18 protein-coding genes and 5 tRNA genes are annotated in these 22,556 nt (G+C 36.0%); 11 read left to right on the top strand and 12 right to left on the bottom strand.

Annotated elements, in window-relative coordinates; translation table 11 throughout:
• The first annotated feature begins 103 nt into the window (after positions 1 to 103).
• The 5 genes from N0B48_RS04135 (at position 104) to N0B48_RS04115 (ending at position 6,186) form a co-directional block, all read left to right on the top strand.
• Complete coding sequence (locus N0B48_RS04135) at positions 104 to 1,669, top strand: calcineurin-like phosphoesterase C-terminal domain-containing protein (RefSeq protein ID WP_259837553.1); 1,566 nt, start codon at positions 104 to 106, stop codon at positions 1,667 to 1,669.
• 753 nt (positions 1,670 to 2,422) lie between these two features.
• Positions 2,423 to 3,136, top strand: a complete 714-nt coding sequence (locus N0B48_RS04130; RefSeq protein WP_259836950.1) for a 3-ketoacyl-ACP reductase — start codon at positions 2,423 to 2,425, stop codon at positions 3,134 to 3,136.
• A gap of 410 nt (positions 3,137 to 3,546) precedes the next feature.
• The gene (gene prmA / locus N0B48_RS04125) at positions 3,547 to 4,374 is read left to right on the top strand and encodes a 50S ribosomal protein L11 methyltransferase (RefSeq protein WP_259836949.1); all 828 of its coding nucleotides are present in this window, start codon (positions 3,547 to 3,549) and stop codon (positions 4,372 to 4,374) included.
• 18 nt (positions 4,375 to 4,392) lie between these two features.
• Positions 4,393 to 5,235, top strand: coding sequence for an SH3 domain-containing protein (locus tag N0B48_RS04120; protein WP_259836947.1), 843 nt, complete (start codon positions 4,393 to 4,395; stop codon positions 5,233 to 5,235).
• A gap of 234 nt (positions 5,236 to 5,469) precedes the next feature.
• A complete protein-coding gene (locus N0B48_RS04115; RefSeq protein ID WP_259836945.1) occupies positions 5,470 to 6,186 on the top strand; it encodes a tetratricopeptide repeat protein in 717 nt (238 codons plus the stop codon).
• A 368-nt stretch (positions 6,187 to 6,554) separates the two neighbouring features.
• Here N0B48_RS04115 and N0B48_RS04110 read toward each other — a convergent pair whose 3' ends face one another.
• The 4 genes from N0B48_RS04110 to N0B48_RS04095 all read right to left on the bottom strand — a co-directional run bounded on the left by N0B48_RS04110 (position 6,555) and on the right by N0B48_RS04095 (position 9,531).
• Complete coding sequence (locus tag N0B48_RS04110) at positions 6,555 to 6,896, bottom strand: DUF7010 family protein (protein ID WP_371830616.1); 342 nt, start codon at positions 6,894 to 6,896, stop codon at positions 6,555 to 6,557.
• A 170-nt stretch (positions 6,897 to 7,066) separates the two neighbouring features.
• Positions 7,067 to 7,140 (bottom strand) — tRNA-Arg (locus N0B48_RS04105).
• Between the two features lie 32 nt (positions 7,141 to 7,172).
• A tRNA-Pro gene (locus N0B48_RS04100) sits at positions 7,173 to 7,247 on the bottom strand.
• Between the two features lie 316 nt (positions 7,248 to 7,563).
• The gene (locus N0B48_RS04095) at positions 7,564 to 9,531 is read right to left on the bottom strand and encodes a M43 family zinc metalloprotease (protein ID WP_259836941.1); all 1,968 of its coding nucleotides are present in this window, start codon (positions 9,529 to 9,531) and stop codon (positions 7,564 to 7,566) included.
• 254 nt (positions 9,532 to 9,785) lie between these two features.
• On the opposite strand from N0B48_RS04095, the gene N0B48_RS04090 reads away from it, so the two are divergent.
• A complete protein-coding gene (locus N0B48_RS04090) occupies positions 9,786 to 10,157 on the top strand; it encodes a hypothetical protein (RefSeq protein WP_259836940.1) in 372 nt (123 codons plus the stop codon).
• Positions 10,158 to 10,208: 51 nt separating this feature from the next.
• Here the strand turns inward: N0B48_RS04090 and N0B48_RS04085 are convergent, their stop codons facing one another.
• The 5 genes from N0B48_RS04085 to N0B48_RS04065 all read right to left on the bottom strand — a co-directional run bounded on the left by N0B48_RS04085 (position 10,209) and on the right by N0B48_RS04065 (position 16,158).
• Positions 10,209 to 10,982, bottom strand: coding sequence for an ABC transporter permease (locus N0B48_RS04085; protein ID WP_259836938.1), 774 nt, complete (start codon positions 10,980 to 10,982; stop codon positions 10,209 to 10,211).
• On the bottom strand, positions 10,975 to 11,877 hold the full coding sequence (locus N0B48_RS04080; RefSeq protein ID WP_259836936.1) for an ABC transporter ATP-binding protein: 903 nt from the start codon (positions 11,875 to 11,877) through the stop codon (positions 10,975 to 10,977). Before N0B48_RS04080 ends, N0B48_RS04085 begins: the two co-directional genes overlap by 8 nt.
• Positions 11,877 to 13,154, bottom strand: coding sequence for an erythromycin esterase family protein (locus N0B48_RS04075; RefSeq protein ID WP_259836935.1), 1,278 nt, complete (start codon positions 13,152 to 13,154; stop codon positions 11,877 to 11,879). The genes N0B48_RS04080 and N0B48_RS04075 overlap by 1 nt, the downstream gene beginning before the upstream one ends.
• 333 nt (positions 13,155 to 13,487) lie before the next feature.
• Entirely contained in the window at positions 13,488 to 14,600 is a 1,113-nt protein-coding gene (locus tag N0B48_RS04070; RefSeq protein WP_259836933.1) for a serine hydrolase domain-containing protein, read from the bottom strand.
• 469 nt (positions 14,601 to 15,069) lie between these two features.
• Positions 15,070 to 16,158 (bottom strand): SMP-30/gluconolactonase/LRE family protein, encoded by a 1,089-nt coding sequence (locus N0B48_RS04065; RefSeq protein ID WP_259836930.1) that lies wholly within the window; start codon positions 16,156 to 16,158, stop codon positions 15,070 to 15,072.
• A 297-nt stretch (positions 16,159 to 16,455) separates the two neighbouring features.
• Here N0B48_RS04065 and N0B48_RS04060 point away from each other — a divergent pair, with 297 nt between their 5' ends.
• Complete coding sequence (locus N0B48_RS04060) at positions 16,456 to 17,529, top strand: sensor histidine kinase (protein ID WP_259836928.1); 1,074 nt, start codon at positions 16,456 to 16,458, stop codon at positions 17,527 to 17,529.
• A gap of 64 nt (positions 17,530 to 17,593) precedes the next feature.
• Complete coding sequence (locus tag N0B48_RS04055; protein ID WP_259836927.1) at positions 17,594 to 18,298, top strand: LytR/AlgR family response regulator transcription factor; 705 nt, start codon at positions 17,594 to 17,596, stop codon at positions 18,296 to 18,298.
• A gap of 275 nt (positions 18,299 to 18,573) precedes the next feature.
• On the opposite strand, the gene N0B48_RS04050 is transcribed toward N0B48_RS04055, so the two are convergent.
• The 3 genes from N0B48_RS04050 to N0B48_RS04040 all read right to left on the bottom strand — a co-directional run bounded on the left by N0B48_RS04050 (position 18,574) and on the right by N0B48_RS04040 (position 18,870).
• Positions 18,574 to 18,647, bottom strand: a tRNA-Arg gene (locus tag N0B48_RS04050).
• 32 nt (positions 18,648 to 18,679) lie between these two features.
• A tRNA-Pro gene (locus tag N0B48_RS04045) sits at positions 18,680 to 18,754 on the bottom strand.
• Between the two features lie 31 nt (positions 18,755 to 18,785).
• Positions 18,786 to 18,870 (bottom strand) — tRNA-Ser (locus N0B48_RS04040).
• 135 nt (positions 18,871 to 19,005) lie between these two features.
• Here N0B48_RS04040 and N0B48_RS04035 point away from each other — a divergent pair.
• The 3 genes from N0B48_RS04035 to N0B48_RS04025 all read left to right on the top strand — a co-directional run bounded on the left by N0B48_RS04035 (position 19,006) and on the right by N0B48_RS04025 (position 22,433).
• A complete protein-coding gene (locus tag N0B48_RS04035; RefSeq protein WP_259836926.1) occupies positions 19,006 to 20,031 on the top strand; it encodes an N-acetylmuramoyl-L-alanine amidase in 1,026 nt (341 codons plus the stop codon).
• A 70-nt stretch (positions 20,032 to 20,101) separates the two neighbouring features.
• Positions 20,102 to 21,502 carry an aspartate ammonia-lyase gene (gene aspA, locus N0B48_RS04030; protein WP_259836925.1) on the top strand — a complete coding sequence of 467 codons (1,401 nt, stop codon included), beginning with the start codon at positions 20,102 to 20,104 and terminating at the stop codon, positions 21,500 to 21,502.
• Between the two features lie 76 nt (positions 21,503 to 21,578).
• The gene (locus tag N0B48_RS04025; protein ID WP_259836924.1) at positions 21,579 to 22,433 is read left to right on the top strand and encodes a glycosyltransferase family 2 protein; all 855 of its coding nucleotides are present in this window, start codon (positions 21,579 to 21,581) and stop codon (positions 22,431 to 22,433) included.
• The last annotated feature ends 123 nt before the right edge of the window (positions 22,434 to 22,556 follow it).

Genomic DNA, 22,556 nt, shown 5'->3' with positions numbered 1-22,556 from the left:
AATAAAGAATAAAGAATAAAGAATAAAGAATAAAGAATAAAGAATAAAGAATAAAGAATAAAGAATAAAGAATAAAGATATGAGTATCAGTATAAAATTTTTAATGCCGTGTATGCTGGTTTCAGCGATGGCATTCTCTCAGGATTCTGTATCAGGATATGTATTTGAAGACCTTAGCAGAAATCAGAAGAAAGAAAACCGTGAAAAAGGAATCGAAGGAGTAGCCGTTTCAAACGGAGTGCAGGTGGTTCTTACCGATAAAAACGGAAGATACAGCCTGCCGGTTCAGGAAGATCAGACCATTTTTGTCATTAAACCTTCGGGATATCAGACTGCTTTAAACGGTAATAATCTGCCACAATTCTATCATCATCATAAACCAAAAGGCTCACCGGTAGATTTTAAATACAAAGGAACAGCGCCAACCGGGGAACTTCCCAAAGAGCTGAATTTCCCCCTTTACAAAAAAGAAGAAAACAAAAATTTTGACATTCTTGTTTTCGGAGATCCTCAGCCGTATACAGAAAAAGAGCTTGACTATTTCAAAAGAGGAATCGTTAATGAGGTAAAGGATACCAAGAAAAATGCTGTATTGGGCATCAGTCTGGGAGATTTGGTGGGCGATAATCTGAGCCTTCAGAAACCTTATGCAGATGTCATGAAAGAGATCGGATTGCCATGGTATAATGTGATGGGAAATCATGACATGAACTATGATGCGAAGGAAGACCGCTTTTCAGATGAAACCTTTGAGTCCAATTTCGGTCCTGCCAATTATTCTTTCAATTATGGGAATGTACATTTCATTATTCTGGATGATATTCTGTATCCGGATCCGAGAGACGGTAAAGGCTATTGGGGCGGATTCCGTGAAGATCAGCTGAAATTTATTGAGAATGATTTAAAGCTGGTTGATAAAAACAAGCTGATTGTTGTTTCTTTCCATATTCCTTTAGAGCATAAAAACGAAGATAATTTCAGAAATGCAGATCGTCAAAAATTATTTGATTTCCTGACTCCTTTCCAGAATGCGCTAATTTTATCGGCACACACCCATATTCAACAACAGATTTTTTATGGAAAACAAGCAGGTTGGACTGGTTTAAAAGACCTTCACGAATACAATGTAGGAACAACTTGCGGCGATTGGTGGTCAGGAACATCTGATGAAATAGGATTGCCGACTTCCACCATGAGAGACGGAACTGCAAAGGGGTATTCATTCATAAGCTTTACTGATAACCAGTATAAAGTTAAATACAAAACAGCGGGAAAACCGGATGACTATCAGATCAAATTGTATGTTCCGAAAGCAATTCCTTATCCTTCAAAAACCTCTGCGAAAATTCTGGCCAACTTCTTTATGGGAAGTAAAAAAGACAAAGTGCAGTACAGAATAGACAACGGAAACTGGGAAGAAATGGACTACGATGAAGCAGTAGATCCGAACTTTGCTCTTTCTGTATTTAAATGGGACTCTACACAGAATCTTTACCCAGGCAGAAGACCATCCAACCCTGAAATGTCAAAACATATCTGGACTGCTGGGTTTCCTAAAAAACTGGCTTTAGGAAAACATAAACTTGAAGTGAAAGCTTCGGATATGTATGGAAACCAGTTTACGGCTTCAGAAGAATTCGAGGTACAAAACCCGGTTCTTATTCCATAGTTTTTCATTTTCTACTATACTTTCAATTGAAACCGGTTTTGTAATAAGCCGGTTTTTTTTTGTTTCCCGCTGATTGCACGGAATACGCAGATTTCTGTTTTTTTCACCACAGATGGCATAGATTTTCACAGATGTTTATGCATATTATCTAGTATAAAAATCTTTGATTTTTTAAGATCTTATGTGGACTTTTTATACGCAAAGCATTTAAACTCCAAATAACTTAAGTGTCAAAAGTTTTTGTGATTGATTTTTTAACCACAGATTGCACGAATTTTCACAGATGTTTATGCATTTTGTTGGACATCACAAAGACGCAAGTTCTTTTCTAATTCGAATGCTTTAAGGCGCAAGGATTTTATCTGCGATAAAATTGAATATCGCTGTCATTGCGAGGAGCATAGCGACGAAGCAATCTCATCATCACCCTTGCTGAAAATCTTGATTTTCTTGCGCCTTAAAAAAGCGTTTAAATAAAGCCTTGCGCCTTTGCGTTTATCCAATTTTATTTCAATAGATGTTTATAGATATTATTTAGGATAAAAAATCGCTTATTTTTTAAAGAACCTCTATGAACTTCTTTACGCAAAGCCTTTAAACTTCAAATAACTTAAATGTAAAAAAAGCTTTTGTGACTTTTGTGGTACAAAAACTTTAGAATTTGATAACTCTATTAAAATTGTATTAAATGTCTATTCTCCCTGCCCAGTCAAAATGTTCTTTCGTAAATTTGCCCTACGAAACAATAGTATTATGAACATAAACGGAAAAAATGCCATCGTAACGGGTGGTGGAAGAGGGCTTGGAAAAGCGGTTGCATTAGCTTTGGCCAATGAAGGAGTACATGTAGCCGTTACCGGTAGAAACGATGAAAACCTTAAAAATACCGTTGAAGAGATCAAAGCGCTTGGGGTAAACTCCGCGTATGCTGTTTTCAGTATGGATAACGAATCCGAAGTGAAAGCAGGGATTGAGTCTCTTGCACAGCAATTGGGAAGTGTTGATATTCTAATCAATAATGCAGGGATCGGAGATTTTGGAAGCATTGAAGACATGTCTTCCGAAACCTGGGAGCAGGTGATTAAGACCAATTTATTTGGAGTATATTATGCTTCTAAAGCAGTTCATCCTTTTATGAAAGCGAATGGGGAGGGAGATATTGTGAATGTAGCTTCTACGGCAGGACTTAAAGGCGGCCCGAATATGTCAGCTTACGCGGCATCAAAAGCAGCGGTAGTTTCTTTATCCCAGTCGATGATGGCGGAATGGAGAAAACAGAATATCCGTGTGATTACCTTGACGCCAAGTACCATCGCTTCCGATATGAGTATCCAGGGAGGACTTACAGACGGAAACCCTGATAAAGTGCTTCAGCCGGAAGATTTTGCAGAATGGGTAAGAGATATTTTAAAGATGAACAGAAGAGCATTGATTGCTAACGCTTCTATTTTCTCTACCAATCCTTAAGAGGGTTGATGTTATTTTGCTTAATTGTTGCGGGGTACCGGTTACGGGATACCCATTGCATGACTTAATAAAATATTTGAAAAGGTGGGCTTTAGCCTGCCTTTTTGCGTAAAACCATACAAATGATAAAGCTTAATATCCATTGATGATGAACTAAATAATCGTTAAGATGTCAGAAATATTCAATAGAAGCGGGCTTTAGCCCGCTTTTTCAATTTACGCAAACCTGTCCGGCTTTAGCCAAAACATAAAAAAACTCTACTCAACCATTGTGACCTTAAAAAAATGACGAGATTTAGCCCTTACGGTTAAAACAAAAATTATTATTTTCAAAATATGCACTACTTAAAGCACTTCAATTTTTTTAACCGTAATAACATTCTTATTTTTGCACTAAATTACTTACGCACATGCAAAATTATTTAGAATTCAATTTCAAGGTTTCTCCATTACAGCCATGGAATGACATATTAATGGCAGAGCTTATCGAAATAGGTTTTGACAGTTTTACAGAAGAAATCGACGGAATTTTAGGATATATTCAGAAAGAACTGTTTAAAGAAGAAGAACTTAAAGCGCTTCCTCTTTTTGAAAACGAAAATGTAGAGATCACTTATACGTTCGAAGAAATGCCGAATATCAACTGGAATGAAGAATGGGAAAAAAACTTTTCACCGATTAATATTGATGATAAAGTACTGATCAGAGCAGAATTCCATGAATCGGTACCGGGAATGCACGAAATCATTATTCAGCCTAAAATGTCTTTCGGAACAGGGCATCATCCTACCACGCACCTGATGATCCAGCAGATGATGGATATTGATTTCAATGGTAAAAAAGTACTTGATATGGGATGTGGGACTTCCGTATTGGCCATTTATGCAAAACAGCGGGGTGCCGGAGATGTAAAAGCGATTGATATCGATGAGTGGTCTGTGGAAAATTCAAAAGAAAATGCCGCAAGAAACGGTGTTGAACTGGATATTGAACTGGGAACTGCCGAAAACTTAGGAAAAGAGAATTTAGATATCATTCTGGCCAATATCAACAGAAATATCCTGATCTCCGATATTCCTACCTACGTATCAGTGATGAATGAAGGTGGTAAGTTACTGCTTTCCGGACTTTGTTTCTTTGATGTGGATGATATCCTGGAAGTTTGTACAGAAAGCGGACTAGAGCTTAAGAAAAAGCTTCAGCGTGAAGAATGGGTAAGCTTATTGCTGGAGAAATAATTAAAACAAAATGCAAATATGAAATATGTATTGACGGTTGTATGCCTGTTGTTCCTGCAGCTTTTTTCAGCACAGGAAGAAAACATGACGTATGCGGACGGAGTTTTTGGTTTTGAGGAAAATAAAGCCCAGAAAGTTTTTACGGACTGGACAAGAGTCAGAAAAGAAGCGGATGTAAAATCGCAGGTTACTGATTCATTGCAGACCAATCAGCAGGTGATAATCCTTAAAAAAGAAGAAGCTATTCTGAGACTGGGCGAAAGAGGAGCCAATTGGTACAAGGTTTCCTACCAGAAAGGAGACATTGTTTCCGAAGGGTATATCTGGGGCGGAAATCTATGTGTAGGTTTCCGTAACAAAAATGGCTACGACTTTCTTTTTGGACTCTCCAAAACGGTAGACCGCAAGAGTAAAGAATATAATGGAACTGAAAAGCAAAATATCGCCGGGATCAAAGTGATGGAAGGAAATACCCTGATCGATGAGGTATATTTTGATACAGGAAGAGGAGAGGAGTTGAGTTATGGAACATTTACCATTGAAAGCGGCCATAAACTTCAGAATGTGGAATTAACCCTTAAAGCAATGGTTTCCGGTGAAGCATGCGGAATTGCAAGCTATAGTCAATACGTATTTTTCAGAGATAAAAAATTAGTAGCTCTGCCTCAGTTGACGAATGTAGGAGATGCCGATGTTTATTATCATACGGAAGAATTTGTATTTCCTAATGACAAAGGAGGAATCTCTAATGCCTTTATCTTTAAAATGGAGGAAATGGAAAAAGACGATAAAGACAGGGAAAAGAAAAAACATTCTTCCAAAACCTATCTTTGGAACGGAAGTTCTTACCAACTGAAATAAGCTTTTGAATTAAAATAAATTGAACCGCTGTATGCATTACAGTGGTTTTTTTTATGTCACCAAAAATAATATGACAGGGTTGTTTAGGATAATTTTCATTGGAATAATAGAAGTGGATAGTAGGGTAACAGTCAATGTAGGATGATTTTTATAAACAAAAAGCAATGAAATTAATCAACTGTTATTTTTTATATATTTAATGGGACTGAATGTTTAACCTTTAATTTTAAAATTATGAAAAATATTATACTCATATTAATTTTATTTTTCTCCCTTTTCTGTTCTGCTCAAAAGCAAAGATTTGAAAGTTGGAAAAATATGGCGGACAATGATATTTCACTTCAGCCGGAATATGGTGCCGTGAAAAAATCTGAAGAACAGATAAAGGCTGATAATGAGTTTAAGAATGAAGTTTTGAAAAAATTTAATAGCCCGGAAGAAGCAAGTAAAAAAATGGTTGAGACAGGATTCGGTTACATTTATGAAAAAGGAGATTTTATGACGGCGATGAAAAGATTTAATCAGGCGTTTCTGTTCAACAAAAATAACGCAGACATTTATTATGGTTATGGCACGATCTATTTCAATTTGGGTGCATATGAAGAAGCGAGAGAACAGTTTAACAAAGGATTAAAAATTAATCCGGATCATTCAGAAATGTTAACTGATTATGGAACGACATATCTGGGTGATTTTTATGAAAGTGCAGATAAAACTAATGCTTCAGAGAATGAAAAACTATGGACGGCAGCTGAAAATTATTTTAATCGTTCTTTAAAAATTAATAATAAAAATTCTAATACGATATATAAGCTTTCCATAGTAAGCATGTATCTGAAAAAGTGTGAACAAGCTCAAAAATATTTTAAAATGGCTCAAGAGATGGGAAATCCAAACATCACTGAACGTTTTGAGAATGAATTAAAAAAAACCTGTGAAACAAAAAAGTAAGTAACTGATCAGAGTCGGAGCTTATTAACGTTCAATACGCGATTAAAAATAGTTTCGGGAAGTGTGTGTATCCAGTTCTCATTAAAAGAACTTTTGGAGCATTTATAGAAAAGATGAATGCAATTTTACTGTTGATGGAGAAGAGATAGAGAAGCACAAGATATATTTTATCTCGAATTATCGCTTTTAAGGGGTAAAAAGGGCTTGAATAGCCCGAGGTGAGTAATCCCTTAGGATTGTATCAGTTTTACGTTAAATGAGCATGATAAAAGGGTGTGTGAGGAGCTGGATTTTTTTGAAACAAATTGGGCTTGTTGTAAAATGATTGGAAATAGGTCTACTGATGACTTCTCAATTATTTTTGTTTGTCACGTTTGTACATGCCGTAAATAATAACTCCAAATATCATGTAAAGAAAGTCCGTAGGCTAAAGGAATACACATGATCATCCATATCGTTCCTTCCATGGCATGTTTTCCAAGAGGATTACCTTTGCGATGCTCTCCTTTAATTCCTGTTAGTTTTCCTATGAGTGTTGAAAGCGGAAAAATGAAGACTCCTCCTACTATTAAAACCAACATGGTTTTTTGGGGAGTATAAAAATGTACAGCCAGGCTTGAAAGCAGCCAGATCACTCCAGAAACAAAAACACCAATTGATCCATAGCCGTAGCTATCTTTCATATCTTGCTGGGCTTTCTTTAGATCCATATTTAAATTTTGACATCAATATGCTAAAGTATTGCTTCCCGTACAAACTATTTTTCCGGGAGTCTATCAATTGCTTGTTTTTACGTACGTGAACTGATATGAAATAAGAAAACCTTTATTGAGATAGTATAAAATAAAAAAGCCTCACAATAAAAATTGTAAGGCTTCAGTGAGCGCGTCAGGATTCGAACCTGAGACCGTCTGCTTAGAAGGCAGATGCTCTATCCAGCTGAGCTACGCACCCATTAAATAATTTTGAGAAAATTACTAAAACTGTCGGGGCGGCAGGATTCGAACCTGCGACCTCCTGGTCCCAAACCAGGCGCGATGACCGGACTACGCTACGCCCCGATTATTAGGTCATCTTAACGAATTTTACTTCGTTTTTGCGAGTGCAAAGATAGAAAATTATTTTGAATAAAAAAGACAATCTAGAAAAAATATTTAATAATAATTTGTGAAATTAATGTCATTACGGATTAAAAAAGAGACTGCTCCTTTACATGAAGAAATATTGTAGGTTAAATATCAATGTTTTATGCGCAGATTTTTCCTACGTTTAAATTCTTTCGGAGGATTAAAAAAAATAAAAATAAAAATAAAAAAAACCTCCGGAATTTCTCCGAAGGTTTATTATTGCTGCAAAAACTGCAGTGTAAGATTTAATTTATTTCTTTATAAATTTTACACTTTCTGTTTTCTTGTCATTTTTGAAAGTAATGAAATACGTTCCTTTTGCCAATTCTGCAACACGGATTTTCTGATCTTCAAGAGCTCCGGATTTTACGATTTGACCCACTGCATTGTAAATTTCATATTTAGTATTCTTAGCTACGTTGGTAACGTTTAGAACATCACTCACTGGGTTTGGATAAACACCTGCTGTGTTTTTGTCTTTTGTCACTTCGCTAGTTGCTAATGCGCCTACCACTTTGAATTTTCTTTCCTGTGTAGTCGTGAAGTCATTACCAGCAATTACAGGTGCTCCTGCTGAATTTAGAATTCTGTAAGAACCTCCATCTACATAAATACCATCACCATAACTGTCGTTGATTGTGAATGTATAGCAGTCGTTTAGAGGCAATACCCAGTTTTGAGTAATTAGGGCTGGAAGAGGGTCTGTGTCAGGGTCTGCAACGTCAGGATAAGGACCTCCGCTGTAAAGGGTAGTACCTGAACTGTTTTTTAAGTTCCATGTAGTTTCAGATCCATAGTAGTCAAGCTGTAATTCGAATGTAAAGTTTGTACTTGATACCGGTACTAGGTTTCCAAGGACTACAGATGAAGCATTATTGCTAGCTCTCTGGTCTGCAGTTGCGTTAACAGATGTGATCTGTGCTGAAATATTACCAGTAGGTACACCGGTAGGAATGCTAACAATAGCATATTTATCCTGTGCTAAATTTCCAGTCCAGTTGATGGTCTGAACTGCTCCGCCGTTTACAGAATAAGTAATAACCGCTGAAGTAAGTGCGCTTGTTCCTCTGTTGTAAAGGGAGAACTGTGCAGTAACAGGGGTTGGAGAATCAGCACATGCTGTTTGGTCGCAGCTTCTTTCACCTTTTAATTCTGCATCATTAGCAAACAAAGGAATAGCAAGGTCTGCTGTTGATGTTTTCAATTCCATTCTTCTTGGTGAATTGTTCATTACAGCAACGATTCTGTCTTTTTGGTTGATGGTGAAAATATTCATACAGGTATCATTGGTATAATCCATGTAGTTTTCGAACATTTCATCAGCAGTACCGCAGTTGTTTGGTTTTGGATGTGTAGGACATGATCCGTTGGATGTTCTGTGTATCGGAGTGTCTGCAACGTAGTCGTTACCACAGTTTGAATCTCCCCAGATATGTCTTAGTCCTAAGAAATGTCCTACTTCGTGAGTCATTGTTCTCCCGCGATCATATGGAGCTGCTAATAAAAATGTTCCATCATTATAAGCGCTGCTTCCGAAAGTAGCATAATTAGCTACTACACCGTCGGTGTTTGCATAACCTCCATTTGTATTCAATCCTGGTAAAGTAGAATTAGAAGGGAATTGTGCGTAACCAAGCAAGTCACCATCGGAGAACTTCACACTCCACATGTTCATATATTTTGTAGGATCCCAGATAGTAGTCGGCTTTACATAGGCATCAATAGCAGAAGTTGCCCAAGAATCCTGACAAAGTTTTACACGGTCTATACCATTGGTAGGATTTCCTTTGGGATCTACTTTTGCCAAAGCAAATTGTATCATGGTGTCTGCTCCCACAGGACTTGTATTAGCTCCTGGAGTTCCCGCCAGTTTTCTATAGTCATTGTTCATCACAGTAATTTGTGACTGAACCTGTGAATCAGTGATGTTAGGTGCTGTACCCAAAGCCTCTCCATTGTGAATAACGTGAACTACTACAGGGATTGTAATAACTCCTCCGTTTTGAGATTTGTTAGCCTGTGCATTTGCGATCAATGGGCCAATCCAGTCTTCAAACTGCTGCTCAGTCATTCTTTTTGGATTTTTTTGCTGTAGCATAGCTTCATATTCCGTAGAAGCACATCTCACAAATCCATTTGTTTTTCTAAGCTCTTCAAGGGTGTAGGTTCTTCCGAAAACGATCTTATCTGTAGGATTGTTTTTTTGTCCGAAAGCCAAACAAAAGAGTGTTAAAAAAAGTAAAAACGGTAATTTAAAAGTAGTTTTACCTTTCATGTGTATATATTTTAATTAATTTTACAAATATATTTATTTTTACTAATTATTTAGGCTAAAGTTAAAAAACAATGAAAATTAATTATAAGCTATTGATTGTGATAATTCCTCTTATTTTGTCAAATACAAACTGTACTTCTCAACAAAAAGGAAGTTCAGGTACGGTTATGTCAAATAGTGGACAAAAAAAATCTAAGGTGGAAAAGATAGAAGTTACGGAACAGACAAGGGGCACAAACAGGATAATTACATTTACCCCAGACTCTAAAACTACGTCTGTAAATGGGAACGTTTCCGTTGATGTTTTGTCAGCTGCAGCGTGGGAAAATATCGTAAAACAGGCCGAAGTGATTGATCTGGATAAAATAGCTTCATTAAAGTCTCCATCAGAAGGAAGATTTGGAGACAGAGCTTTTGCTTCCAGCATTTTGATTACTGTTGATGGTAAAACATACGAATCATCAACCTTTGATTCCGGAGTACCTCCGAAAGAGCTGGAACCTCTTTATAGAGAGCTTTTCAAAGGAATAAAAGGCAAACAGAAACCTTCCGGGAAAGAGATACGCTGATTAAGGTTTCGCTCTCCGATTGCTTTAAACCCGAGAGCGATTTGATGTATTTTAACCCCCTTTCTTTCTCACAAACAAATAAAAACTCACTCCAGCAAAGATAAATACCGCAGCTATATTACAGTAATCCAGCCGTTCAAAAGAAATGTTTTCGAGCATTAAATTTCTTAAAAATTTGTAACCTCCGGTGTATACTATAAAATCAGAAAACTTCTTCTCATTGGTAAGACCTGAAAAAACGAGCATGAACATGCTGAAACCTATCGGGTAGATGAAGTTTTTAAAGGTCAAACTTAAAGCAAGCTGTATCATGGTAATCGCTGAAAGGGTGATTGCAAACTTTAGAAAAGTATAGAAGATGACCTCTCTGAAATCATAATTCTGAAATCCCAGCTCCGGAAAAGTAATACTGAAGAAATAACCACTCAGAAGAAAAACAAGATAGGTTAAAATCATCGAAAACCAAACTGTTATCAACATAAACAATACTTTTGAAATAAATATTTTTGATTTTGAAACAGGTATGGTAAAAAGAATTTTATAATTGTTGTTTTTGTACTCTACATCACAGCAGGCATGGACAAATAGAGAAACCAGTATGGGATAAAGCATATAAAGAAACATTGACACCGTCTTTCCCAATACGATTTTCCAGGGATTTAAAGTTCCATCCTCAGGAGCGCCCTCGGTAAGGAGCCCATACAGGTAATAAAGATCAAAAGCGAAAATAATAAAGGCAGGAAGCAAAAGTATGCCGAATATTTCCTTGTTTTTCGAAAGTTTATATTGTTCAGAAGAAAAAGCTCTGTAGAAAGTATTAGTCATGGTTTTTAGAAATTAAGTTAATAAAGATCTGTTCAAGATTCGTGCTCTGAGATTCTATGTCATAGATCTCAATTCCGTTGTCAATCACTGTTTTTAAGAGTAAATTAAACTTTTGGTCATCATTGGCTCTCACAGAAATCTTATTAGGACTGGGTTGCGAAACAGAAAAAGATTCCTGTAGAACAAATGTTGCTTTTTCGGTATTATTCACTTTCAGGATGATATCCTTTTCAACCTGGCTCAGGAGTTCATTCTTCGTTCCCTGGAAAACCATTTTGCCCCCTTCAATGATTCCGATATGCGTAGCCGTTTTCTCCAGCTCGCTCAGAATATGGCTTGACAGAAAAATAGTTTTACCCTGTTCATTCAGATGTTGAAAAAGCTTTCTCATTTCAAAAATTCCCTGAGGATCCAGACCGTTCAGAGGTTCATCCAGAATTAATAGTTGAGGATCGTGAAATATCGCCATCGCTATTCCCAGTCGCTGCTTCATTCCCATTGAGAGTGCGCTGGCTTTCTTTTTCTTTTCGTTGTGCAGATCTACCAGCTCCAGCACTTCATCAATCCTTTTACTGCCTTTGTCATAGATAATATCCAGGTATTTTAAATTTTCATGAACCGTCAGTTTCGTGTAAAAACAAGGCGATTCTATAAGGTTTCCCGTGGAAGCGAGAATTTCTGTGCGGTTTTGCTTTAAACTTTTACTTTGGATGAATATTTTATCCTCCGTCTCCTCCAGAAGTCCCAGAAGAAGCTTTATCGTTGTCGATTTTCCGGCTCCGTTTCTTCCCAGGTAGCCATAGATACTTCCTTCCGGAACATTCAGGCTGATATTATTTAAAATGGCTTTAGAGCCTATCGTGTAACTCAGGTCTTTAGTGGTGATACTTTCCATTATTTCGTGATTGGTGTTAAAACAGTATTGGTGTCTATATAGAAAATTCCGTCAAAAGAGCGGCTCCAGTTCCTTTTCATATCTATTCTTTGGTTGATCGTTGATACAAATTCCTTCTTAAGGAATGAGCTTTCCGGGATATTTCTTAGATTAAGAAAGAAATAGGGCGTTTTTGTTTTATGAAATATATTTTCAATGGCAAACTTTCCGGGTCTGTCAGAGATACTGCCTGTTTCGTTTCGCTGGGCATATGATGAAAAATCAATGATATAGGAGCTTTTTCCGTATTTATTCCGAATATAAGAACCTAACGGAAGATATTCTTTACTGTATCCTTCTGCAAAAGAGTGAATATTTGCGCACCATACGATGACCTTTTTATCTTTGTAAACAGAATCAATCTGATGGATTAGATTTCGGGCCATCAGGGAATCTCTGAACTGCATGCTCGGCATAGATCCGGGTTTGTATTTCCAGTTTTTGGTTATATTGTTCTTAATATCATTGAAATACCGTGCATACATCATGTTTTCCGGTGTTTTATCCAGTTTCAGAACGGCCTGTTCAAGTTTGGTGAGCTCCTGGAGGAATTCATTCTTTTGATTTCCTTTTAAAACCTTGTTAACGTATTTTTTGTAAATAAAATGAGGAAGCTCATCAATACGTTTGTTGAAAATAGGGAAGGTTTTAATATTGATATTATTGCGGCTTAAGAAATCTTTCAGCAGCTTTCCACGTTTGAATGCCAAAGTACCTCCCGAAAACTGAATGTCAAAACCTCCAACTTCAATAGGGGTAGCAGATGTTTTGGTCTTTTGATAATACCGGATCAGGGGCTGGGCTTCTTTGGCATTCCACCAGAATTCGAAAAGGCCGAGACCCCCGATGGAATCTGCAGAAGTCTTAAGCTTGTGGTCCTTCATTTCTTCATTCATGATCCAGGTGTCATATTGTCCCGCTTCGTACAGGACTACATTGTAGTTCATATTTTCATGAAGGTACTTGATCAGCCTGCTTTTGGCTTCGGAAGTAGATCCGTCCATATGGGTATTTTCTCCCAGTATTAAAACCTTATTGTCCTTCAGGATGGAGTCAAATATTTTCAGATCACTGTTGTCACTGGATTCCATAGAAATGCTTTTCACAGGATGTTTGTACCGCTGTATTTCAGCCAGTTGCTCTTTCGTATCCTTCTCAGGAATTTCCTGATATACTATTTTGTTCAGGACAAAAATGGAAATCACGGAAATGATAAAACTGTAAAGTATTTTTTTCATTCATTAAAATATACAGGTTAATAAATTTTCTTTGGTTTTCTATGATTGGTGTGGTTTTATTAAAGAATGTTACTCCAGTGTGTGAATTATTTAGATGTCGGACGAATATAATACCAAAATATAAAATCATGACGAATTGTCATTTGCTCTTTTTTAATAAAGAAAAAAGCCTGATCTTTTAATGAAAAAGAAAATAGGTTAATAGGAAAGTGGAGAAGTGGTGAATTGAAAATATCAAAAAAACTCACAATAAAAATTGTGAGTTTTGTATGAGTAGCGTAGGGAGGCTGTTGAATACTTGTATAGCTAATTTGAAGTGCTTATGCTGTTTAATTAGTTGATTTCTGAAAAATAAAATTTCGAAATATTCTCTGTGATAGTATAAGTTTCAATCCCCGTAAGATTAGTAAACAGAATAATAGATAAATTATCATTAGGATAAATAGTAACAGAGGCACGCCCACCTCCAAAAGCAGAAGCCGCAAAATGTGTTTTTCTATTCATGATTGGCCAGCCTAATGCGTATGAATTTAAAACTCCTCCAAAGCTATCATATGTGCCGTTATTTAATTTTACAGGTTCCCACATTTTTATGATATTGTCTCTGTTTTTTAAAAATTTACCATTTTGTAATGCCATTGTCCATTGAACCATATCATCAGCATTTGTAAACACGCCTGCATCAGTTCTGAAACTTGTTGGAAAATCTTCGTATAATTCAGTTAATCTATTCGTTTTTATTTGCTCTCCAGTTGTTTTGTCCAAAGTATAAAAACTATATGTTGGCGCTTTATGTCCAATAACATCATATGAATTTGCGTATTTTGTATGCTGCATTTTAGCAACATTTAATTGGTGTAATTGAACAGTTTTTTCGAATGGAACGTTTTCAATTTTTTCAATAACTTTTTGTAACAGAAGATAATTTGTTGCATTATAGTTGAATTTTTCTCCAGATTTAAATTGTAAAGGTAAAGTTTGAACTTTGACCCAAGCCGAATCCTGTCCTTTATCACTAATTAAGCCATCCCCAATTGAGTTTTCAATGTCAGGCAGACCGGAAGTATGACTTAATAATTGTTTTATTGTTATATACCCCCAATCTTTAGGTACAGATGTCAGATAAGTAGAAATCGGTTTTTCAAGTTGCAACTTATTCTGTTCTACAAGTTGCATGATTGTAACAGAAGTAAATATTTTAGCAATAGAATTGATGGAGAATTTCGTATTATTGGTTACAGGAACAGCGAATTCAACATTTGCTATACCAAGGGATTCTGAAAATAATACTTTGTTTTTTTTTATTACAGCAACTTGTAATCCCGGAATTCCTTGCTCCTTCATTTCTTTTTTAAGATATTCTATAATTTCTTTTTTATGGTTTTGGGCAGAAATTAAATCATTCTGAATGAGTAATATACATATGACAAATAATATTTTTCTCATAGAAAATATTTTTTTGAAAGTTACATATAATTTACTTATTAAGGGTGTGAATTTCTTCGTTGCGCGGGTTAATGCTGTTACTGATTTGTTTTACATTTTCATCGGAAACAAAACTAATGGTATTAAATGTTAGAAAAATACATTAAATCCAAAAAAAATCAAAATCCGAACATTTGAAAAGCTATGTTAAAGATTCTGAATAAAGTATATAGAGTAGATGTAAACAAAAAGGATCGTACAAATTGATAGAGCGCGAAAGAATATGAACCTTGACGATCCTGATCAGAATTTGGTATATTCTCCCTATGTAGATTTTATTGGGAGACCATTGTAAAATAAAAAAACTCACAATTTTTATTGTGAGTTTTGTGATCATGGAAGGATCAGTATCGAACACTTTTATGGCTGACTTGATGCCGTTAGCTTACTTAATTGTGTGATTTATTTTTTATATTTATTTAATTTTAATTCAATTTCCCAAATCAAAGCTTGATATAGTGTGAAAAGCATCTATTTCTTTATTTTTTTCTCCTTGAAAAGTATCATAATTAACGACTAATAATTTCCCTTTATAGATAATTGTTTCACAGGGATTATCTAGTTTTCCATCAGAACCGTCTGCATTGTCATTTCCCCAAATCAGCGAAATTGTATTGGTATCTAAGTTGAGTTGATGTACGCTGTTATTCTCATAATTGGCAATGAAAATCGAATTTCTTTTTTCGTCATAAAAAAATCCATCGCAGCATTTTAACTCATCTGAATCGAAAACTATTGTATTCGATTTTACTTTTCCGTTTTTGTCAAATTCTAGTTTATTAATAACGCCATCTCCAAAATTTCCGGCGTACAAATTTCCTTTTTTATCAAAAGCAATCCCGTCAATTCCTATAGTGTTTTTCTTAACTTCTGGTTTTAAAGTAAAAGTTGCAATGAGGTAATTTTTCTTATTGGTCGCATCTAAAGTGATGTTTTTAGAATTTAACTGTTTCATTGTAAACCTGTAAATTCCGCTTTCTCTTCTGTTTTTAAATAATGCATCCGTTATATAAATTCGGTTTTTAGACCATCTTACGGCTTCTCCAAAATTAAATCCTTCAACCAAAACTTCAGCATTGACAGGTTTTCCGTCTTTTACATTAATCCGAATCAATCTTGAATAGTTTTCATTTTCTGTAAAAAACTGATTATCCATTACGTATAAATTTCCATCGGGACCAAACTCCATTCCCATTGGATGTACTTTTTTAGTAATAGGATGCAATGGGAGTTGATCAAACCAAATGACGGGTTTATCATTTTCATCAAAAGTTAGAATTCTGCTTCCGTATTGATCAAATGTAATTGGATTCGTGATCGATAAAAATAGATTGCCTTTTTTATCTAAAGCCATTCCGTCTGGCGTTTGGTTGGTTTCTCCCAAATCAGCAAATAAGGTTGGCTTTATGAGTTTAGAAGTTTTGCTGTATACTATTTCTTGTTTGGTCTCTTGCGAAAACAAGGGTAGGGCATTCATTAGAATCAGAATACCAATTACATTTTTAATTACTTTTTTCATTTCGTTTTGTTGGTTTAATCATTTCGTGTTAAAAAGTTTTTTTTATTACTTAACAGTGCGGCTGGTTGAATGATGCGTTTGATCACTTTTGTTATTTTAAGCGAATATAATCACGTCATTATGATGATTCTTTGAGCACAGTTGAAGAACCTGTTTAAGCGTTCAAATAATCGATTTTTAAATTGTATTGAATTCGTATGCTGGAATGTAGTTTTTAGAAGCTAAAACAGACTATTCAGATTAATTGCCGGACCTTATTCCTATATTTTGTTACTTTGCCGTCAATTAAAATATGTAATGAATTTGATCAATAAAATTGACTTAAAAAGGACTACGCTTCATTGCTTATACTGGATTTTCTTTTTGCTGTTTTTTTTTTCAAATAAATCTGACAATGAAGATTCTTATGCATTCATTGTTGTTTATTCCTGTAAAATTTTAGCACAAGCCGCTGTTGCTTACGGTTTGATATATTGGATTATTCCGGAAACATTAAATAAAAAAAGATATTTACTTTTCATAATTTCTGCCTTAGGCTGGCTTTATATTGTTTTTGCGCTTTTAATAACTTTAAAATTTTATTATCTGGAACCCAGATTCCCAACTTTCTTCGATGATTGGCTTGGGCATACAATGACGATTCGTGAACGTCTTACTTCAGGCAAATTGATATTAAGAGAGTTTTCTTTTATCACATATCCCGTTATTATTTTAGGATTTATCAGTTTTAATCGCAAACAACAGCGTCTTTTAAAATTGGAGGAAGAAAAAAGATCAATAGAATTAAAGGTGCTGAAAAACCAGTTGAATCCTCATTTTTTGTTCAATACTTTAAATAATCTATATACTCTAACCCTAAAAAAAGATGATAAGGCCCCTGAGGTCATTGCTAAATTATCTGAGATTTTAGACTTTGTTTTATATCGCTGCAACGAAGATTATGTTTCTGTGGAAAAAGAAATTACGCTGATTGAGAACTATATTGCTTTGGAAAAATTACGTTATGACGAAAACAGATTGGATATTTTATTTACGAAAGATATTCAGGAAAGTAATAAAATTTCGCCTTTGATTGTATTGACTTTTATCGAAAATGCTTTTAAACATGGTATAGTTAATGAAACTGAAAAAGCAACAATCAGGCTGAATTTGGAAAGCAAAAAAGAACAGATTGTTTTTAGTATTGAGAACACAAAACCTCAAAATGAATGTGCCCGAATTTCATACAAATCTAAAATTGGCCTAGAAAACGTCCGGAAACAATTGGATTTATTATATCCAAAAAAACATCAACTAGAAATTGAAGAAACGAAGACGTCTTATAAAGTTAAACTTTGTCTGAAAAATCAAAAAGGGAAAGAAGTTGTATAAGACTGCCGACAGACCATTCAAAACCATTAAATTAGCTTTTAGAATTCCAAACTACTTATCTCGAATGAAACACAGATGTATTATTGTTGACGACGAACCTTTGGCAAGAGAATTAATTGCTTCTCATTTGGCGAATTTTGAAAGTTTTGAGTTAATAGATTCTTTTGAAAATGCATTAAAAGCGTATTCCTTTTTAGAGTGTAATTCTGTCGATTTAATCTTCTTAGATATTGAAATGCCTTTACTGAAAGGAAATGATTTCTTGAAAAAATTAAAAAATCCACCTAAAGTAATTTTTACAACAGCTTACAGAGAATATGCCATTGAAGGCTATGAACTTAATGTGATCGATTATCTTTTGAAGCCAATTACTTTTGAACGTTTTTTTGTTTCAATAGAAAAATTTAGACAGCTTCAAACTCCAAAGAAAGAAGTTCATACGGGATCTGACCATCATATTTTTGTAACAAGCGGCAATAGGCATATTAAAATTATCTTTAATGAAATCTTGTATATCGAAAGCCTGAAAGATTACATAACTATTCATTTGGAAAGTGGAAAATCACATCATATAAAACAGAATATCTCGGTTTTTGAAAAATTATTGAATTCTGATTTTATTCGAATTCATCGTTCCTTTATTATTCAGTCAAAAAAATTGACTGCTTATACCAAGAACGAAATTGAAATAAACTCCATAGAAATTCCCATTGGAACCAGTTACAAAGAAAACTGGCAGAATTATTTGGAAACAATTATTTCAAAATAGTAAAAACCGAATCTCATCGTTGTCAAGATTCAATGGGAGTGATGAAAAAGTGGCAGTTATATTGGACTTTCTGTATCAATAAGACCAAAGATAAAACATCGAAGCCCTAAGGAGAGATTGAACTTCTGAAAATGACCATTAAATAGTGTTTCTTAAGAGCGAGAAAGGATTCGAACCTTTGACTGCCCCGGCTATAAATCGGGATGCTCTATTTATACTCGTTTTATTGAGAAAGTATAAAACAAAAAAACTCACAATAAAAATTGTGAGTTTTGTGAGCGCGTCAGGATTCGAACCTGAGACCGTCTGCTTAGAAGGCAGATGCTCTATCCAGCTGAGCTACGCACCCAGTAAGTAATTTTGAGAAAATTAATAAAACTGTCGGGGCGGCAGGATTCGAACCTGCGACCTCCTGGTCCCAAACCAGGCGCGATGACCGGACTACGCTACGCCCCGAAGTGTATATTGATAGTGAAAGAAAAAATAGCGGAGGGTAAGGGATTCGAACCCTTGCGACGCTTGCACGTCGACAGTTTAGCAAACTGCTCCATTAACCACTCTGGCAACCCTCCTTTTTTCTTATTTTTTAATGATCGTTGTTCCGTTATTGCGAGTGCAAATATAGAATAGATTTCTTTATTTACCAAATAAAATTCAAGAAAAATTTGCGTATTTTTGAGGTGATAAATGATTAAAAAAATAAACTGATGCGTAAGACATTATATATCATCGGATTAAGTACTTTTGTTTTTTCATGTACTTCCCAACAAAATGTAAAAAAAAATACATACAAGCCGAAAACCCCGGTATCACAGGCAAAACCGACCGTTAAAACTCCGGTTGCCGAAACTCAAAACCCCAAAATTACCAACGAACACGGTGTGGAGTTTTTTACAACCAATCTGGCTGATCCCGCAAAAAATGACAATACGGCAAGCTACGGTTCTATAGTATCAGCAAAACCGGCAGGATATAAAGTTGTAAAGACTTATTTCCCTGCTATTGCACAGAATTTCAGACAGCGTTATCTTATATTACATTATACAGCACTTAATGACGAGAAATCCCTTACTGCTCTTACTCAACAGGGAGTGAGTGCTCATTATCTGGTCAATAATACCGGAGACAATGAGATCTATCAACTGGTAGATGAAAACAAACGTTCTTATCATGCAGGAGTAAGTGCCTGGAGAAATGACAAAAACCTTAACGATACTTCTATAGGAATTGAGATCGTGAATACGGGTTATACATCAGATACTACAGGAAAAAAGATATTTGCAGGATTCAGTGACGAGCAGGTGAGGAAAGTAGCTGCATTGGCTAAAGATATTGTAACCAGATATCAGATTCCGGCAACGAATGTACTTGCTCATTCCGACATTGCTCCCATCAGAAAACAGGATCCGGGACCTATGTTTCCGTGGAAGAAATTGTATGACGAATACCAACTTGGGATGTGGTACGATGAAACGGCAAAACAGAATTTCCTGTCTGTGGCACAGGAAGAAGTACCTTTAAAATATAACGATCCGTCGTTTATCTTTGTCGTTCAGACGGCATTGCAGAAATTTGGGTACTATATTGATCTGAGTGGAAAATGGGATGATGGAACAAAAAGAACCATTGAAGCCCTCCAGTACCATTTCCGTCCGTTGAATTACGATGGAATTATGGACGCCGAAACATGGGCGATTCTGCAGGCTTTAAATCAAAAATATCCAGCGAAATAACAACTAAAACGCATCGGTTAAGATGCGTTTTTGCTATATTTAAAAAATAAAAACAGTTAAAATATCTGTAATGGAAAATTTCAGAAAAGAGAGTGATCTGTTAGGCGAATTGAATGTGCCTGCAGACGCATATTACGGGGTACAGACGCAGAGAGCGATCGATAACTTCAAGATTTCAGGACAGCTTCTGTCTTCATATCCGGATTTTATCAAAGGTTTGGCTTTCGTGAAAAAAGCGGCGGCAAAAACCAATTATGAATTGGGTCTGCTTGATGAAAATCTTTATTTCAAAATAGCGGAAGCATGTGATGACATTGTAGCAGGGAAGTACCACGAGCAGTTTCCGGTGGACATGATCCAGGGAGGAGCAGGAACTTCAATCAATATGAATGCGAACGAAGTCATTGCCAATATCGTATTAGAAAAATTAGGAAAAAATAAAGGCGAATACGAATTCTGTTCACCGAATGACCACATCAACCTTTCCCAATCGACCAACGATGCCTATCCTACAGCCATTAAAATGGGGCTGCTGCATATGAATATCGGACTTGTGGAGAGATTGGAGAAAATCGTTGAAGCTTTCCGCGCCAAAGGAAACGAATTCCATGACGTGATCAAAATGGGTCGTACCCAGCTTCAGGATGCCGTTCCAATGACTTTGGGACAGGAATTTGAGGCCTACGCGGCTACTTTGGAAGAAGATATTTCTAAATTAAATAACAATGCAAACCTTTTCGTAGAGGTTAATATGGGCGCTACAGCAATCGGTACAGGATTGAATGCTCCGGTAGGTTACGCGATCCTTTGTGCGAAAAATCTGGCTGAGATCACTGGTTTCCCGGTTGTTTCAGCACCAAATCTTGTTGAAGCCACACCGGATACAGGTTCTTATGTGATTTATTCTTCTGCCACAAAACGTCTTGCTGTAAAGCTTTCGAAGATCTGTAACGATTTAAGACTTCTTTCCTCAGGCCCTAGAGCAGGATTATTTGAGATCAATCTTCCACCGATGCAGCCTGGATCATCCATTATGCCAGGAAAAGTAAATCCTGTTATTCCGGAAGTCGTGAATCAGGTATGTTTTAAAGTATTTGGAAACGATCTTACGGTAACTTTTGCTGCAGAAGCAGGACAGTTGCAGCTTAACGTAATGGAGCCGGTACTTTCCCATGCCATTATGGAAAACATCAATTTCCTTTGCAATGCTTTGGATACGCTTCGTGATAAGTGTGTGGTAGGAATTACAGCTAATAAAGAAATCTGCCTGAACATGGTAAAACACAGCATCGGTATTGTAACAGCTCTTAACCCTTACATCGGGTACAAAAAGTCTACAGAGATCGCAAAAGAAGCTCTGGAGACTGGAAACAGCGTTTACAATCTGGTTTTGGAGAAGGGAATTCTTTCCCAGGAAAAATTAGATGAAATTCTTGATCCTAAAAACATGCTGAAACCGCATAATAAATAAAATACCATAAGCGATAATTGATCTATTCATCATTGATCAATTATCGCTTATTATTCATCATTTATAAATTCAAAACTTGAGGTTTTTAATCATCATTCCTGCCCATAACGAAGAGGGAAATCTTCCATTCACTCTGGATTCTTTACAGCAGCAAAGTTTTAAGGATTTCAGAACGGTGATTGTTAATGACGGTTCCACAGACGGAACTGCGGAAGTGATCAGGAAATATACGGTCCATGATTCCCGTTTTGAAACGGTAGATCTTCAGAAATCGGCGCACCAGCCAGGCTCTAAAGTGGTAAATGCTTTCAAAAACGGTCTGAAAACTCAAAATACAGACGAATTTGATATCATCTGTAAATTTGATGCAGACATTATCCTTCCTGAAAATTATCTTGAAATACTGGAAAATGCTTTTAAAAACAATCCGAAATTCGGACTTGTCGGAGGATTGCTGTATGTGGAAAAAGACGGAAACTGGGTGTATGAAGGGAATTCCAATAAACACCACGTGAGAGGCCCTATGAAGGCTTATCGCAAAGAATGTTTTGTACAGATCGGAGGTTTGAGAGAAACATTGGGCTGGGATAATATTGATTCCATTTTGCTGGAAAATCTGGGCTGGAAAGAAGTTGTTCTTCCTGAGCTTAAGGTTAAACTGATCAAGGTGAAAGGAGCGGATTATACCATCAGACCGGCAGATTATTATGGCCGGTATTTTTACTTTTTAGGACTGAACAGATTTCTGGCTTACATTGCCTCTTCAAAAGAAGCTGCGAAAAGCAAATCCATCTCCTTTTTCTTTAACATCATCAAAGCTTACGAAGCCTGCAAAACAGCAAAACTTGAACTGAAGATATCAAAAGATGAGCAGAAAGCCATCAACGACAAACGCTGGAAAACACTAAAGAAAAAATGGCTGAAAATCTAAGAAATACAGATGGAGATTCAGTCAAACCTTTTACCTTTGCTAATCCCTAATCCCTAATCCCTAATCCCTAATCCCTAATCCCTAATCCCTAATCCCTAATCCCTAATCCCTAATCCCTAATCC

The sequence above is a fragment of the Chryseobacterium herbae genome, from assembly GCF_025154075.1.
Lineage (GTDB): Bacteria > Bacteroidota > Bacteroidia > Flavobacteriales > Weeksellaceae > Chryseobacterium > Chryseobacterium herbae.
The sequence above is the reverse complement of the archived record's forward strand: the minus strand, read 5'-3'. Positions and strand labels throughout refer to the sequence as shown.